Genomic DNA, 14,434 nt, shown 5'->3' with positions numbered 1-14,434 from the left:
CCCGCCAGCACCCGGTCGCCGGGGCGGGTCGAGGCGAGGACGAGGTCGGGACGCGCCTGCGCGACGAGTGCCGCGACGGCCGGGGCGTAGGCCTCGGCGGGCAGGCCGGGGGCGGGCTCGCCCAGCCACACCACCGTGTCGACACCACTGGCCGCGACGGCGTCCGCCACCGCCCGCGGACCCACGACGACCGCCGTGCTGGTGGTGCCTGCCGCCAGCGACACGAGGTCACCGATCCGCTGGTCACCGGAGACGAGGATGTACGTGCTGCTCATGGTGATCTTCCTTGTTCGTGTCTGCTCGGTCTGCGGGCTCAGAGGACGTTGTCGGCCCGCAGCGCGGCCACGAGCACCGCGGCGGCGGCGGCGGGGTCGGCGCCGTCGATGACCTGGCGCTTGCGTGCCTTGAGGACGGGCGGGCCCGACGAGACCACGGTGATCGGCTCGGGTGCGGGCGGCGGGACGTCGACGACGTCGGTCGGCCGCTTGCCCGCGGCGAGGATGTCCTTCATGCCCGGCACGCGAGGCACTGCCGCGTCGCCCGCGACCGCGAGCACCACGGGTCCGGTGACGTGCAGCGTCTGGGTGCCGCCCTCCTGCACCCGCTCCACCGTGAGGTCGCCAGCCGTCCCGACGACCGAGGTGACGTTGGTGAGGACGGGCCAGCCGAGCGTGCCGGCCAGGACGGCCGGCACGAGCTGGGCGCCGAGGTCCTGCGACGAGTCTCCGGTCAGCACCAGGTCCACGTCGCCGACCAGGTCGACCACCTGCGCGAGCACCGTCGCCGTGCGGGTGGCACCGGCGCCGGCGAGCTGGTCGTCGCCCACCAGGACCAGCCGGTCCAGACCGCGCGACAGCGCCGCCTTGCGGGCCATCGTGCTGCCGGCCTCGGCCGTGCCGACGGTGATGCCGACCAGCTCGGCACCGGTCGCGTCCGCGAGCCGGCGTCCGACCTCGACCGCGACCTGGTCGTACTCGGAGACGGATGCCTTGGCCCTGCTCCAGTCGACGGTGCCGTCGCCGGCGACCGTCGCGTCCTGCGGGTTGGGTGCCCACTTGTAGGCGACTGCGATCTTCATCGTCCTGCTTCCTGCGAGGCCCCGCGCGGCGCACCGGCAGCGAGGAGGGGGTCGGGGGCCGGCGACGCGGGGCGACCCCACGAGGCGAGGCCGAGCGTGCTGGTCTGGTTGAGCGTCAGCCCGCGGGTCTCGGGCGCCACGAGGACCGAGACGAGCAGCCCGATGCCCGAGATGGCTGCGCCCGCGAGCATCGTCGCCCGGGTGCCGTGGGCGATCAGGAACGAGGGCAGGACGTACGTCGACACGACGGTCCCGATCCGGCTGAACGCCATCGCGGCTCCCACCGCGGACGCCCGGTTGTCGGTGGGGAAGAGCTCGTTGGGGTAGAGCCACTGCAGGTTCCCGGGCCTCCGGAGAAGAACGCGTACGCGGCGAGGCAGACGATCACGACGACCACCCCGCTGTTCGGCAGGATGCCGAGCACGGCGAGCGCCGCCGTCATGATCGCGAAGCTGCCGATCAGCAGCTTGCGGCGGCCCAGCGAGTTCGCCCAGAACATGGCCGGGATGCACCCGACCAGGAAGAACGTTCCGATCACCATCTCCCCGAGCGTCGCCGTCTGGCCCTCACCCAGCCCGAGCTCGCCCATGATCTGCGGGCCGAAGGTGTAGATCGCGAACATCGGGACCGCCTGGCACATCCAGATCGTCCCGACGAACACGACCTTGCCGAGCTGGCCGCGGCGGAACAGCGTGCGGTATCCCGCCCTCGCCGTCGCCTCGGGCTCGAGCTCGACGTCGGCGCCGAAGATGCGCCGGACGATCGCCTCCGCCTCGTCGACCCGGCCGTGACGGGCCAGCCACCGCGGAGACTCGGGGATGTCCCAGCGCCCGATGAGGATGACCAGGCACGGCACGACGGCGCTGGCGAGCATCCAGCGCCAGCCGCCGTCGACCCGAAGCAGGAAGTAGCCGACGAGGTACGCCGCGTTGGCGCCGAGGTACCAGGCGGCCGCCACGAAGCCCATCGAGATCGCCCGGTACCGCCGCGGGGTGAACTCGGCGATGAGCGAGGTCGCGATCGGGTAGTCGGCGCCGACGACGACCCCGATGAGGAACCGCATCAGGACGAGCACCGCCACGGACGGGACGAACGCCGTCGCCAGCGAGATCAGCCCGATCCCGACGATGTCGAGGACGAACATCCGCTTGCGCCCGATCCGGTCGGTCAGGTAGCCCCCGACCGTCGTGCCCAGGAACAGCCCGACCAGCGCAGCGACCCCGATCGCCCCGACGGCGCCGGCGCTCAGGTCCAGCTCGGGCCCGAGCTGGATGAGCGCGACCCCGATGATCGAGAGCACGTAGCCGTCCAGGAACGGGCCGCCGCTGGAGAACAGGGTGACCCTCTTGAGGAACGGGGTCATGGCGACGTCGTCGAGGGCGACCCGGCCCCCGCCGGGAGATGTCACCGCCACTCGATGACCCCGAAGTTCAGGAACGGCTTGGCGTCCGGGTCGTCGGCGTTCACGAGGCGGAAGTGCACGCGGTTCTCGTCCATCCGCCACATCTGGGTGGCCACGGTGGTGCCCGGCAGCAGCGACGCCGTGATCCGGGTCTTGAACCGGGTGAGCCGCTCGGGCTCGCCCGGGACGAACGCGCGGACGAAGTGCCGGCAGGCGATCCCGGCGAAGCTCACGGCGTGCAGGATCGGCCGCGGCTGGCCGTTCTCGGCGGCGTACTCCCAGTCGACGTGCTGCGGGTGGTAGTCGCCGGAGAGGCGGTAGAGCAGCGCCTGGTTCTCCGGGACCACCTCGCGCAGCTCCACGTCCGGCTCGCGGTCCGGGATCTCGACGATGTCCTTCGGTGCCGGCTCGCCGCCCCAGCCACCGTCGAAGATCAGGCAGTCCCAGCTCTCGTTGGTGAACAGCAGGGTGCCGTCCTCGTCGTACGTGTCCCCGACGTGCTGCGCGAGCAACCCCTTGCCGGGTCCCCGGTCGAAGAGGCCCTTGAGCACCACGGTCGTGCTGAGCTTGCCGGCGAGCCTGGTGATCGGCTGGTGGAACTGCAGGTCGAAGCTCCAGTGCAGCGACCCGGCGTAGTTGTAGCCGTAGTCGATGGTGCGGGTGACCTCGGAGTCGACGATCGGCATCGCGCCGAAGGTCGGCAGCACCTTCATGTCCTTCTCGTAGACGTACTCCAGGTCGGTGCGGCCGTCGATCGCGCAGCCCGACCCGAGCGCGAAGAGGCTCAGGTCCCGGAACGTGTAGTCGCGCACGAACGGACCGAACTGCTGGCCGACCATGTCGGTGTTGATGGGCATCTCGTCTCCTGCTCTCCGCCCCGGTTCCCCGGAGCGCTCGGACGTCACGACAGGGCGCTCTTGGCGACCTTGAACGTGCTGGTGTGCGGCAGACCCGGGACGATCTCGACCTGGGTGGGGACCTTGAACCTCGCGAGGTGGCGGGCGCAGTGCCGGCGGACCTCCTGTTCGGTCAGGTGCGCGCCGGCCACGGGGACTACGAACGCCTTGACGGCCTCGTCGTGGACCTCGTCCGGCACGCCGATCACGGCCGCCTCGGCGACGAGCGGGTGCCCGGCCAGGACCGCCTCGACCTCGCTCGGTGAGACGTTCTCCCCACCGCGCTTGATGAACTGGGTGCGCCGGTCGACGAAGAAGTACCAGCCGTCCTCGTCGACCCAGCCGACGTCACCTGTCCGGAACCAGCCGTCCGCCGTGTAGGCCTCCGCGGTCAGGTCCGGCGCCTCGAAGTAGCCGAGCATCAGCGAGAGCCCGGGGACCCCCCGCACCTGGATCTCGCCCTGCTCGCCCGCGCCGACCGCGTGGTCGTCCGGTCCGGCGATGCGCGCCTCGTAGCCGGGGCCGACCTGTCCGACGGACGGCCAGCGTCGCTCGCCCACGGGCGGATCGGTGAGGACCCCGACGAGCGTCTCGCTCGCGCCGTACGAGTTGAGGAACCGGGTGCCGAACCGCTGCTCGAAGCGCTCCTTCTCCTCGTCGCTGACGGGCAGGTAGTAGAGGATCTCGCGGACGCGGTGGTCGCGTTCCTGCGGGTCGACGGGCTGCAGGAGCATGGTGCGCACGATCGTCGACACGCTCTGCACCACGGTCGCGTCGTGGCGTCGGACCTGCTGCCAGAACCGGTGGGCGCTGTACCGCTCGACGGCGACCAGCGTCGCGCCCGCCGTGAGCACCGGCATCAGCGCGTTGAGCTGGAAGTTCACGTGGCACGCGGGCATCGTCGTCAGGAGCCGGTCCTCGGACGTCAGCGACGCCTGCCACTCGACGAACAGCCCCGAGAACAGCAGGTTCGCGTGGGTGAGGACCACGCCCTTGGGCTGCGCCGTGGAGCCGGACGTGAACACGATCCCGACCGGGTCGTCGCAGGACAGCGGCACCCGCTCGACCAGCTCGTCGGGCTGCCGGTCGCGCGCCGTCTCGTAGGAGTCGTGGTGCGACGCCGCGCGGGCCACCAGCTCGCGGATGCCGAAGGGGTAGCCCGCGTCCGGTCGCACACCGGGCTCGGTCACCACGAACCGGGCCCCGACCCGGCGGAGGATGTCCGCGCACTCGGTGGCGGTGTTGCGGGGATGCAGCGGCACGGTGACCGCGCCCACGAGCGCCAGGCCGAACAGGCACTCGAGCTGCTGCGGACAGTTGTTCAGGTGCACCCCGACGCGCTCGCCGCGCTGCACGCCGAGGGCGTGCGCGAGGTTCGCGGCGCGCACCACGCGCGCCGCGAACTGCCCGTAGGTGAAGGACTCGACGCGACCGTCGGGGTCCTCGTGCACGAGGAACACGTGGTCGTGCCGTGTGCGTGCGAGCTCCTCCCACAGGTCCCGCAGAGTCTGGTCGGGCTGCATCATCCGCGCCGGATCGTCCCGCTGTCGGCCAGGGCCGCGATGGCCTCGGGCGTCCAGCCGGCCTCGGCGAGGACCGCGTCGGTGTCCATGCCGAGCGACGGCATGGGCCGCCAGATCCGGCCCGGGTGCTGCGTGAACTTGGGGAAGATCCCCACGCCCGTGACGGGGGTGCCGTCCAGCCGCTCCCACTGCACGATGGCCTCACGCTGGGCGAGGTGCTCCTCGGCCAGCAGCTGGTCGAACTCGAGCACCGCGTTGGCGGCGATCCCGACGTCGGAGAACTCGTTCTCCAGCTCGAGCGACTTCTGGGTCAGGCAGAACTCGTTCAGCTTCTCCTCGATCAGCGCGGCCTTCGGCCCGTCCGCCCACAGTGCGCTGGTGTCCGCGGGGTACTCGTCGGTGCCCCACAGCTCGCCCAGCCCGATGCGCTCGAGCAGGTACTTGTTCTGCTTGACCCCGTAGACGCACAGCCCGATGAAGCCGTCCGCGGTCCGGTACTCGCCGATCGCGCACAGGTTCGGGTGCCGGGCACCGGGCCGCGGGTACGTCGTGCCGTCGTTCAGGTAGTCCATGAGGTAGTACGAGCCGATGCGGAGCAGCACCTCGTACATCGCTACGTCGATGCTCTCCCCCTCGCCCGTCGCACGTGCCTTGTGCAGGGCCGCGAGCGCGGAGGACGTCACCATGAGCGACGTGAAGTAGTCGCCGACGTATGGCGACGCGGCCATCGGCTGGTCGGGGGTGCCGTTCTGCGCGAGGTAGCCGCTGTACGCCTGGACCGTCAGGTCGTAGGCCGCCCGGTTGATCCGCTCGGGCACGCCGTACTGGCCGAAGCCGGAGACGTGCACGATGACGAGGTCCGGGTTGCGCTCCCAGAGCAGCTCGTCGGTGATTCCCCGGCGGGCGTACGTCGGGCCCTTGGAGGACTCGATGAAGACGTCCGCGTCGGCGATCAGCGAGAGCAGCACCTCGCGGCCCTCGTCGGTGAACGGGTTGAGCGCGACGGAGCGCTGGTTGCGGCGCTCCAGCTCCTTGACGTTCACCGTGTCGCGCATCGAGTCGCCGGTGCGGGTGTTCTCGAGCCAGACGACGTCGGCGCCCCACTCGGCCATCATGGCCGCGGCCGAGGGAGCGGCGATCTCGACGGCCGAGTAGACGACCTTGACGCCCTCGAGGACGCCGAACGCGGGGACGTGCACGCTGGCCATCAGCGGTAGTCCTTGAGTGCGGCGCGGCCGGTCGCCAGGACCATCATCTCGTCGGTGCCGCCGGAGATCCGCTCCACGCGCAGGTCGCGGTAGAAGCGAGCCACCCGGTGGTTGCCGGTGACGGCGATGCCGCCGAGCACCTGGATCGCGTCGTCGACGACCTCGGCCGCCGCCCGCGTGCAGTAGAGCTTGGCCATCGACGCGTCGCCCTTGCCGAGCAGCCCGTTGTCGGCCTTCCACGCCACCTCGTAGACCATGTTGCGCATGTTCGTGAGGCTGATCTTCATGTTCGCGAACTTCTCCTGGATGAGCTGGTAGCGACCGATCGCCTCTCCGCCCTGCACCCGCTGGTTCGCGTACCGCGCGGCGTCCTCGTAGGCGCACAGCGCCCATCCGTAGTCGCACGCGGCGACGAGGAACCTCTCCAGGTCGAAGTCGGCGACCGTGCGGGCGAAGCCGTCGCCCTCGCCGCCGAACATGTCCTGCTCGCTCAGCTCGACGTCGTCGAAGTAGATCTCGCAGCACGAGTCCATCCGCAGCCCGAGCTTCTCGAGCGGCTCGATGGTGATCCCGGGCAGGGACATGTCGACGAAGAACTCGGTGTACAGGTCCATCTGGTCGGCGTTGCGGGCCATCACCACCAGGTACGGCACGTGCTTGCTGGACGTGATGAAGGTCTTGTGGCCGCTGAGGTAGACCTTGCCGTCCCGGCGCGTGTAGGTCGTGGACATCGCCGCGAAGCTCGACCCCGCGCCGGGCTCGGTCATCGCGAAGTTCCAGATCTGCTTGCCGGTCCCCAGGAACGACAGGATCTTCTCGCTCTGCTCCGGCGTCCCGACCCGCACGACCGTCTCGAGCGTGGGCAGCTGGTAGAGCACGTATGTCGGCACACCGAGCCGGCCGAGCTCCTCCCAGACCGCCGCGACGGTCGTCCATCCGGCCGCGAGGCCGCCGTTCTCCTCGGGCAGCAGGATCGTGTCGATGCCCAGCTGGGCGAGCTCGGCCACGAATCGCTCGGGGTACTCGTGCCGGTCGTCGCAGTCGGCGAAGTACACCTCCCAGTTCTCGCGTGCCATCAGCTCGCGGACGGCCGCGACCATCAGCTGCTGGTCGTCGGTGAGGGAGAAGTCCATGGGGGTGCCCTTCGCGTGTCTGTGCGGGTGTCAGTGGTCGACGAGCCGTGCGGCGTCGACGATGGATCGGTGGAACGCGGCCCCCTCGGCGAGGGCGTCACGCGCCTCGGGAAGCAGGCGTGAGTAGTGCAGGAAGCCGTGCAGGACGCCGTCGACCTGTCGCACCCGGTGCGGGACGCCGTGCTCGGTGAGCGCGTCGGCCAGGGCGAGCGTGTCGTCGAGCAGGGGGTCGAGCGTGGCGCCGAGCAGGTACGTCGGTGGCAGTCCGGTCGACAGGTCCGCGCCCAGGCAGTCCAGGTACGGGTCGGTGAGGTCCGCGGGGGCGGACGTGTACGCGTCCAGGTACGACTCGAGGTCAGCCGGCGTCAGGCCGTCCCACTCGTTCCCGTACCGACGCCGCGACCGCGAGTCCCGCAGCCCGAACAGGCCGTAGTACAGGAGGAGGGACTCGACCACCGGCCCGCTGCGAACGAGACCCGTCCGCCGGCGACTCCGTGCTGCTCGGCACGATCGGCGATGTGGCGCGCCGCCGCGGCGCACTCGTGCACCGCTCGAGGGAACTTCGCCTCGGGCGACAACGAGTAGTCCACGCCGACGACCACGGATCCGGCGGCCGCAGCGAGCGTCCGCATGATCCGGTCGTGCGTGTCGAGCCCCCCGACGACGAACCCACCCCCGTGCAGGTAGGCCACACAGGAGCGGGCGTCGCCGCCGGGGTGGTACCAGCGGACCCTGAGCTGTCCGTAGGGCCCGTCGATCATCTCTTCCGACGTCCCGACCATCGCGGGGCCGCCCTCGTTCCAGTACGCCCGCTCGGTGGCGTACTGGATGCGCTGCTCCGCGGGGTCCGCGGTGCCGGACGGCTCCGCCCCCGATCGGACGGACTGCAACCGCAGGACCTCGCGCATGCGCTCGGTCAGCAAGGGCGTGACGTCGGTGGTGCTCATCGCGCGGCGACGGCCTCGTGCTCGTCCCTCGCTGCAGCAGCGGCGGCCGCGAGCTCCTCGGCCTTCGCGTACGCCTCGTCGAGGCGCACCTTGTTGCGCTTCACGTACATCGCCAGACCGGCGGCACACAGGGCGGCGATGACGGCGCTGGCCGCGAGGATCCAGAAGATCGTCGGGTAGGCCGTGCCCTCGTCGCCGGCCGCCGCAGCGTCGTCGATGATGGAGCCGAACCAGGTGCTCGAGAACGTGTCGGGCAGGAACCCGACGAGCGAGACGACTCCCGTCGCGGCACCGAACACCGCCAGGGAGACCTTGCCCTCGGTCAGCTGGCTCGACACGATGCCGAACACGCCGTTGGCGATGAAGCCCAGGGCCACGCCGATCGATGCGACGCCGACGATCATCCCGGTGCCGGCAGGCAGGGACGCCGGCACGGGGACGATCGCCAGGAAGGCGATGCCGAAGGCCGCGATCAGCGAGCCGATCCAGATCACCCGCGACGGTCGCTTGGCCTTGTGCGCCAGCGCTCCGAAGATCGGCCCGGCGAGGAGGGTCACTCCGTACTGCCGCAGCACGCTCGTGATGTTGTTGAACGTGCCGTCCGCGCCGAGGTAGCCGAGGTACGTGGTCGCGTAGTTGACGCCCGTGTAGAAGAAGTAGACGAAGAAGACCGTGATCGCGGTGATGAGGACGACCGGGTTGGACAGCGCCCCGAGGGCGTCAACGACGACCTCCTTGACGCTGCGGAACTCACCGACCTCGCCGACGAACTTGGGGATGAAGACGATCGAGAGCACGCCGAGCGCCAGCAGCAGGGCGGCGTAGAACAGCAGGAACGCGCGGAACGCCTCCGGAGACGTCGACCCCATCTGGGCGAGGATCAGCGTGCCGACCAGGCCTACCAGGAAGCCCGCGGCTCCGTAGATGCCGTAGCTGACGCCGATGTTGCGCGAGTACTCGTTCTCCTCGGAGATGAGTCGCACCAGCTTGTAGCGGACCCCCCACCACAGCAGGATCGTGCTCAGGCCCATGCCGACGAAGATCAGCAGCAGCGTGTTGAACGACGGCAGCGTCGCGTACCAGAACGTGAGGGCGGCGGTGAGCAGGAACCCGGTCGCCGAGAGCGTCCGCATCCGCAGCCGGTCGGCGACGAGGCCCGAGGGCAGGTAGCAGATGGTCGCGGTGATCGCGTAGGCCGACAGCAGCGCACCGATCTGGGTGTTCGTCAGTCCGAGCGCGACCTGCTGGGCGTCGTAGAACGCGTTCTTCAGGTACGCCGGTCCGTAGATCGTCGAGCTGCCGGCGCTCACCAGGATGAGGACCAACCATCGCCGGGTCGTCGTCAGGTTCGACGCCCTCATCTCTCCTGCGGCGTTGACCGCCATGTGCCCTCCTCGGCTGGTGCGCCTCTTGTCGGCGCGAACCGGACCAGGCTCGCCGCGGGTAGCGCATGGAGGGCAGGACCTTCGGCACCTTGTGCACGGCGTGCGTAGCCGATCGGACCAAAGTGAGTACGCGCCGCCCCCGTTCGGGGGCCCATGGCAGCCGGGCGACGCGGATGCGCGACACGCCGGGTGACCGCGTGGCGTGTGCCGCCCTCCCGCCACCCGGTGATCGCTCCCGGAGCGGACGCCCGCGGCCGTCCCGTGGTCGTCCCGTGATGCGCCGGGCCGGGCGGAGGTCGCGACCGGGCCGCCACCACGCCACCGAGGAGCACGTCAAGGCGTCAGGGATGACCTGGACGTTCCTGCGCGACAGCTTCCCTGAGCGATCCGGCGGCGCACGCGAACCGGTCGTACGACCTGACCGGCCCGGAGGCGCCGACCCTGCGCGACGTCGCCGCCACGATCTCGGAGGCGCGCGGCACGGAGGTGAGCTGTCACGACGAGACGCTCGACGAGGCGTACGCGTCCCGGGCCGGCTTCGCTGCACCGGACTGGCAGGTCGACGCCTGGGTCAGCACCTACACCGCGATCGCCGGCGGTGCCATGGCGCACGTGACCCGTGCTGTGCTGGACCTCACCGGGTCCGCGCCGCTCAGCCTGGAGACCTACCTGCGCACCACCCCAGCGCGCTGACTCCCGCGTGCCGTCAGCTCACCCGGCGCGCGCGGAAGTCGTCGGCGATCTGCTGAGCCTGACCCACCACGAGCTGTCGGTAGGTCGCATACCGGCTGGCGATCTCGTCGTTGTCGGCGCCGTGCTCGCTGGCGTCCAGCCAGGCTCGCTTCGCCACGCGGATGTCGCCGTCGGTGACGTCGATGCGCCATGTCGCCTCGTCGTTTCCCATGGCCCCAGCATCGCCTCTGACGGGCGCGCATGGGACGAACGTCCCACTCCTTCACCCCTCCGTTCACACCCCCGAGGGACGCCGCCCCCCGTGTCTGCGGCGTGTCGTGACCGGAGTCGCCGGTTGCTGCGACTCGATGGACCCCGTTCTCGCCGCTCGCGAGGGACCTTGGGCCCTGCCGTGGCGGGCAGTCCGGCGACACGCTCGTCGGAGGCACCGGCGACGACGCCGGTCAGGAGGGGATGAGGACCGTGGAGCGCGAGAACGGGCCGGAGCGTAGGCCGACGAGCGAGGACGTGTGGCGCGCGATCGAGCGGGCGTCGTTCGCGGTGCTCAGCCACCTCACGCCGGCGGGCGAGCCGCGGTCCAGCGGCGTCGTCTACGTCGCGACCGGTGGCCGGATGTACGTCGCGGTGGCGCCCGACAGCTGGAAGGCGCGGCACCTCGAGGACGACGGTCGGCTCGCCGTCACCGTGTGCGTGCGGCGCGGAGGACTGCTGTCCCTCGTCTTCCCCATCCCGCCCGCCACGGTGAGCTTCCACGCGACGGCGGTCGTGCACCCGGCGGGAGTGTTGCCGGACACGCCGAAGCAGCTGGCGTCCCTGGTCCCGCCCGAGCGCCGTGCCGAGTGCCGCCTGATCGAGATCCAGCCGGTGGGGCAGTTCCTCACCTACGGCATCGGTGTGTCTCTGGGTGACCTGCGCAGCCCCGCGGCCGCTCGCGCCCGTGTGCCCGTCGTCGCGCCGCTGCACGGCGTCTCGTAGGCGCGCTCAGACCTCGCTGAGGCGGGTCTCCTCGGCGCGGAGCCGCATCGACGAGCGGAGGAAGGCCACTCCCAGGAGCCCCTCGGTCACCGCCCCGAGCACGAGTGCCCACCCGTCCGGCTTCTGGAGCGCCGTGAGAGTGGCCCACACCGCTTGCGCGACGAAGAGCGCCCCGACCACGAAGCCGGACACGGGCCGGGCTGTCATGCGCCACCACGCTCGCGGAGCCTCGAGCGACTCGATCTCCGCGTCACGGAAGTTCCGCACCGCGAACCCGGTGCCGATCAGCAGGAGCGGCACGGCGGACAGTGCACCCGCCCAGGAGCCCATGGTCGCCGACGCGGCCACGAATCCTGCCGGCACGAGGAGTGTCACCAGGAGGAAGAGGTAGWCGAACTTCCCGTGCGGGGTCACGATCCGCCATCGAGCTGCGCCGGTCCTCGCCGTCACGCCATCACGTCCTCGTCGTCGTCGTCGGTGGACGAACTTTCCCATGGGACGCGACGTGCCCGTGCCCGTCGGCCTAGCCTGGGCAGTGAGGTGAGGACGATGCACGCAGAGGTCGGTGACAAGGTCGTCATCCATGGCCGGACCGTGGGGACGGCGGACCGCGGTGGGACCGTGATCGAGGCGCGTGGCGCGGACGGCCCGTACGTCGTGCGGTTCGACGACGGGCACGAGACGCTCGTGTTCCCCGGGCCGGACCTGACGGTGGTGCGGACGACGGCCTGAGCCGGCCGCTCAGCCGGCGAGCGCCGCCCGCAGGAACGCGATGTCCTCGGCCTGGGTCTCCGCCGGGGTCTCCACGAGCGCGTCGCACGCGGCCTCGCGCACCACGTGAGCGATGAGCTCCGGCGGGATCGTGCCCGAGGCGAAGCCCGCGTGCCGGTCCCGCGCGGACGCCGCCGGGTCCCGCGAGCTGTTGGCGTGCACGAGGTCGACCCGGCCGGTGATGGCGCGCACGCGCTCCACGACGGTCTCGAGGTCCTCGCCCGCGGCCCAGGCGTGGCAGGTGTCGAGGCAGAGGCCGACGTCGTACTGACCGATCGCGTCCCAGAGCATCGCGATCCGGTCGAGGGTGCGTGCGCACGCGTTCTCCCCGCCGGCCGTGTTCTCGACGAGCACGCGCACGGGGAAGGTGGCGCGCTCGAACGTCTTGCGCCAGTTGTCGATGCCGACCGCGATGTCGTCGCCGTCGCCGACGTGACCGCCGTGGACCACGAGCCCGCGGGCACCCAGGCTCGCCGCGGCGGCCGCGTGCTGGGCGATCATGTTGCGGCTCGGGATGCGGATCCGGTTGTTGGTCGACGCGACGTTGACCAGGTAGGGAGCGTGCGCGTACACGCCGAGGCCGGAGGCGACCAGCGCGTCGGCGTCGTCGCGCGGAACCGGCTTCTTCCAGCCCTGGGGGTCCGCCAGGAACAGCTGCACGCTGTCGGCGCCGGTCTCGGCGGCCGCTGCCACCGGGTCGTCGCCGCGCACGTGAGCGCCGATGAGCACCACGTCGATCTCCTTCCGGTCGGCCACGCGCCAGGCTAGACCAGCCGCGCTAGGCCGCCATCCCGTACCCGGAGCCGCGGCGGCGCACCCGTCCCCCGTCGTCGACCACCTGGTCGGCCTCGACGCGTGCGCGAGGCTCCACCAGGACATCGCGTCCGAGGCGCGCGCCCGCGCCGATCCGCGCGCCGTCACCGACGTGCGTGCCGGGCCCCACATGCACGTTCCGGTCGACGATCACGTCGGTGCCGATCACGGCACCCGCGTCGATCCAGCTGCCCGCTCCGACCCTCGAACCGTCGCCGAYGACCGCACCGGCCTCGACGTAGGCGGTGTCCGCCAGCCACGCCCGCTCGTGGACCCGCGCCGTCGGGGCGACAGGGCCCCGGCCGTTCTCGTGGCGCACATACCGGACCATTTGGCCCTGCTCGTCCTCGAACTCCACACGGCCCGCTGTCCGTCGCGTCATGGTGCTCCTCACCACTAGTCGTCATCATTCTCGTGTGACATAACGAGCGACGTGGCCGAAGGATTCCAGCGGGTCCAGAGCCGTGCGTCGGGGCCGTCTCCGGGGCCCTCCGGACGTCGTCGCAGAACACTCTGACCAGGGCGTTCACCGGGACGTGTCCGCGGGCTGGACGGATGGCCCCGCGAGCCTCACACTTGCGCCTGCCCCCTTGGATGGTCCGGCCGCCGATGGCCGGGAAAGGACCCCCGGCCGTGCTGCGCACCGTCACCTCGCACCTGTCCCTGGACGTGCGCACCCCGCTCGAGATCCTGCTCTCCGTCGCCGTCGCGGACGGCGCCTACGACCGCTCCGAGATCCTCTCGGTACGGCACGAGGACGGCCCTCTGGACGTCTCCGAGATCAAGATGGCCCACGGCGGTCGCATGCACCGCGTGCTCTCTCCCGCGGGGCGTCTGGTGGTCGACTACCAGGCCACGATCACCGGTCAGGCCGACCTGCCCGCCATCGAGGACGTCGACCTCGTCGAGTACCGCCGGCCCAGCCGCTACGCGGACTCCGACCGGCTCCTGGCGTTCGCCCGGGACCAGTTCAAGGGCCTCGAGGGACCTGAGCTGCTCGACGCGGTCGTCGCCTGGGTCACCGGGCACGTCACGTACCTGTCGGGCTCGAGCCTGCCGACCGACGGCGCCACGGACACGCTGCTCAAGCGCCGGGGCGTGTGTCGCGACTTCGCGCACCTCGTGGTCGCGCTGCTGCGGGCCAAGGACGTCCCCGCCCGCCTCGCCTCCGTCTACGCGCCCGGGCTCAAGCCCATGGACTTCCACGCGGTCGCGGAGGCCTACGTGGACGGTGCCTGGCACGTCGTCGACGCCACGAGGCTGGCCCCGCGCGAGTCGCTGGTCCGGATCGCCACGGGCCGGGACGCCACGGACACCGCGTTCCTGTCCTACTACGGCGGCYAGCTCTCCATCCGGGCCATGACCGTCACCGCGGCGGTGCACGCACTCCTGCCGACGACCGACGCCACGGGGCTCGTCCCGCTGCGGTGAGCGGCTAGATCGACAGCCCGACCAGCGAGCCCACCGCATAGGTCACGGCCATCGCGATCGACCCACCGAGCACGTTGCGGACCACAGCCCGACGCGGCTCCGCGTCGCTGAACCGCGCCGCCACCAGGCCCGTGAGGACCAGCGCGACGACGACCGCGGCGAACGTGGCCGGCGCCCGG

Annotated in this window: 20 protein-coding genes; 4 read left to right on the top strand and 16 right to left on the bottom strand. The window is 71.2% G+C overall.

Translation table 11 applies throughout. The annotated features are described in order from the left end of the window. The 11 genes from AC1DUQ_RS13390 to AC1DUQ_RS13340 all read right to left on the bottom strand — a co-directional run. Positions 1-275: hypothetical protein (locus AC1DUQ_RS13390; protein ID WP_477073945.1), on the bottom strand; the 275-nt coding region annotated here is incomplete at its 3' end. A 38-nt stretch (positions 276-313) separates the two neighbouring features. Then, complete coding sequence (locus AC1DUQ_RS13385) at positions 314-1,078, bottom strand: electron transfer flavoprotein subunit beta/FixA family protein (RefSeq protein WP_477061657.1); 765 nt, start codon at positions 1,076-1,078, stop codon at positions 314-316. After that, positions 1,075-1,350 (bottom strand): hypothetical protein, encoded by a 276-nt coding sequence (locus tag AC1DUQ_RS13380; RefSeq protein WP_477073944.1) that lies wholly within the window; start codon positions 1,348-1,350, stop codon positions 1,075-1,077. Before AC1DUQ_RS13380 ends, AC1DUQ_RS13385 begins: the two co-directional genes overlap by 4 nt. Further along, positions 1,293-2,486 (bottom strand): MFS transporter, encoded by a 1,194-nt coding sequence (locus AC1DUQ_RS13375; RefSeq protein WP_477073943.1) that lies wholly within the window; start codon positions 2,484-2,486, stop codon positions 1,293-1,295. The genes AC1DUQ_RS13380 and AC1DUQ_RS13375 overlap by 58 nt, the downstream gene beginning before the upstream one ends. Continuing rightward, positions 2,483-3,337: a MaoC/PaaZ C-terminal domain-containing protein gene (locus AC1DUQ_RS13370; protein WP_477061655.1), complete on the bottom strand. Its 855-nt coding sequence runs from the start codon at positions 3,335-3,337 to the stop codon at positions 2,483-2,485. Before AC1DUQ_RS13370 ends, AC1DUQ_RS13375 begins: the two co-directional genes overlap by 4 nt. A 44-nt stretch (positions 3,338-3,381) precedes the next feature. Then, on the bottom strand, positions 3,382-4,902 hold the full coding sequence (locus AC1DUQ_RS13365) for an AMP-binding protein (RefSeq protein ID WP_477061654.1): 1,521 nt from the start codon (positions 4,900-4,902) through the stop codon (positions 3,382-3,384). Then, complete coding sequence (gene caiB, locus AC1DUQ_RS13360) at positions 4,899-6,107, bottom strand: L-carnitine CoA-transferase (protein ID WP_477061653.1); 1,209 nt, start codon at positions 6,105-6,107, stop codon at positions 4,899-4,901. Before caiB ends, AC1DUQ_RS13365 begins: the two co-directional genes overlap by 4 nt. Further along, positions 6,107-7,240, bottom strand: a complete 1,134-nt coding sequence (gene caiA, locus AC1DUQ_RS13355; RefSeq protein WP_477061652.1) for a crotonobetainyl-CoA dehydrogenase — start codon at positions 7,238-7,240, stop codon at positions 6,107-6,109. The genes caiB and caiA overlap by 1 nt, the downstream gene beginning before the upstream one ends. A 30-nt stretch (positions 7,241-7,270) precedes the next feature. Further along, complete coding sequence (locus AC1DUQ_RS13350; protein WP_477073942.1) at positions 7,271-7,696, bottom strand: alpha/beta hydrolase fold domain-containing protein; 426 nt, start codon at positions 7,694-7,696, stop codon at positions 7,271-7,273. Beyond that, the gene (locus AC1DUQ_RS13345; protein WP_477073941.1) at positions 7,606-8,187 is read right to left on the bottom strand and encodes an alpha/beta hydrolase fold domain-containing protein; all 582 of its coding nucleotides are present in this window, start codon (positions 8,185-8,187) and stop codon (positions 7,606-7,608) included. Before AC1DUQ_RS13345 ends, AC1DUQ_RS13350 begins: the two co-directional genes overlap by 91 nt. Then, positions 8,184-9,572 carry an MFS transporter gene (locus AC1DUQ_RS13340; protein ID WP_477061650.1) on the bottom strand — a complete coding sequence of 463 codons (1,389 nt, stop codon included), beginning with the start codon at positions 9,570-9,572 and terminating at the stop codon, positions 8,184-8,186. The genes AC1DUQ_RS13345 and AC1DUQ_RS13340 overlap by 4 nt, the downstream gene beginning before the upstream one ends. A 486-nt stretch (positions 9,573-10,058) precedes the next feature. On the opposite strand from AC1DUQ_RS13340, the gene AC1DUQ_RS13335 reads away from it, so the two are divergent. After that, on the top strand, positions 10,059-10,265 hold the full coding sequence (locus tag AC1DUQ_RS13335) for a hypothetical protein (RefSeq protein WP_477061649.1): 207 nt from the start codon (positions 10,059-10,061) through the stop codon (positions 10,263-10,265). 13 nt (positions 10,266-10,278) lie between these two features. Here the strand turns inward: AC1DUQ_RS13335 and AC1DUQ_RS13330 are convergent, their stop codons facing one another. Beyond that, a complete protein-coding gene (locus tag AC1DUQ_RS13330; protein WP_477061648.1) occupies positions 10,279-10,476 on the bottom strand; it encodes a hypothetical protein in 198 nt (65 codons plus the stop codon). Positions 10,477-10,718: 242 nt separating this feature from the next. Here AC1DUQ_RS13330 and AC1DUQ_RS13325 point away from each other — a divergent pair, with 242 nt between their 5' ends. Further along, positions 10,719-11,240, top strand: coding sequence for a pyridoxamine 5'-phosphate oxidase family protein (locus AC1DUQ_RS13325; protein ID WP_477061647.1), 522 nt, complete (start codon positions 10,719-10,721; stop codon positions 11,238-11,240). Positions 11,241-11,246: 6 nt separating this feature from the next. Here the strand turns inward: AC1DUQ_RS13325 and AC1DUQ_RS13320 are convergent, their stop codons facing one another. Next, the gene (locus tag AC1DUQ_RS13320; protein WP_477073940.1) at positions 11,247-11,690 is read right to left on the bottom strand and encodes a hypothetical protein; all 444 of its coding nucleotides are present in this window, start codon (positions 11,688-11,690) and stop codon (positions 11,247-11,249) included. Between the two features lie 99 nt (positions 11,691-11,789). Between AC1DUQ_RS13320 and AC1DUQ_RS13315 the strand changes: the two genes are divergently transcribed. Beyond that, positions 11,790-11,972, top strand: coding sequence for a DUF1918 domain-containing protein (locus AC1DUQ_RS13315; protein WP_477061645.1), 183 nt, complete (start codon positions 11,790-11,792; stop codon positions 11,970-11,972). 9 nt (positions 11,973-11,981) lie between these two features. Here AC1DUQ_RS13315 and AC1DUQ_RS13310 read toward each other — a convergent pair whose 3' ends face one another. Together AC1DUQ_RS13310 and AC1DUQ_RS13305 are read right to left on the bottom strand one after the other, a co-directional pair. Then, positions 11,982-12,743 (bottom strand): deoxyribonuclease IV, encoded by a 762-nt coding sequence (locus AC1DUQ_RS13310; RefSeq protein WP_200938601.1) that lies wholly within the window; start codon positions 12,741-12,743, stop codon positions 11,982-11,984. 46 nt (positions 12,744-12,789) lie between these two features. Next, positions 12,790-13,206: a transferase gene (locus AC1DUQ_RS13305; protein ID WP_477073939.1), complete on the bottom strand. Its 417-nt coding sequence runs from the start codon at positions 13,204-13,206 to the stop codon at positions 12,790-12,792. 251 nt (positions 13,207-13,457) lie between these two features. Between AC1DUQ_RS13305 and AC1DUQ_RS13300 the strand changes: the two genes are divergently transcribed. Next, a complete protein-coding gene (locus AC1DUQ_RS13300; protein WP_477073938.1) occupies positions 13,458-14,255 on the top strand; it encodes a transglutaminase-like domain-containing protein in 798 nt (265 codons plus the stop codon). Positions 14,256-14,259: 4 nt separating this feature from the next. Here the strand turns inward: AC1DUQ_RS13300 and AC1DUQ_RS13295 are convergent. Further along, positions 14,260-14,434 (bottom strand): VIT1/CCC1 transporter family protein (locus tag AC1DUQ_RS13295; RefSeq protein ID WP_477073946.1); only part of this gene is annotated, 175 nt, incomplete at its 5' end.

It is taken from the genome of Cellulomonas sp. P4_B5_2, from assembly GCF_056402235.1.
This window is presented reverse-complemented; position numbering and strand designations above follow the sequence as displayed.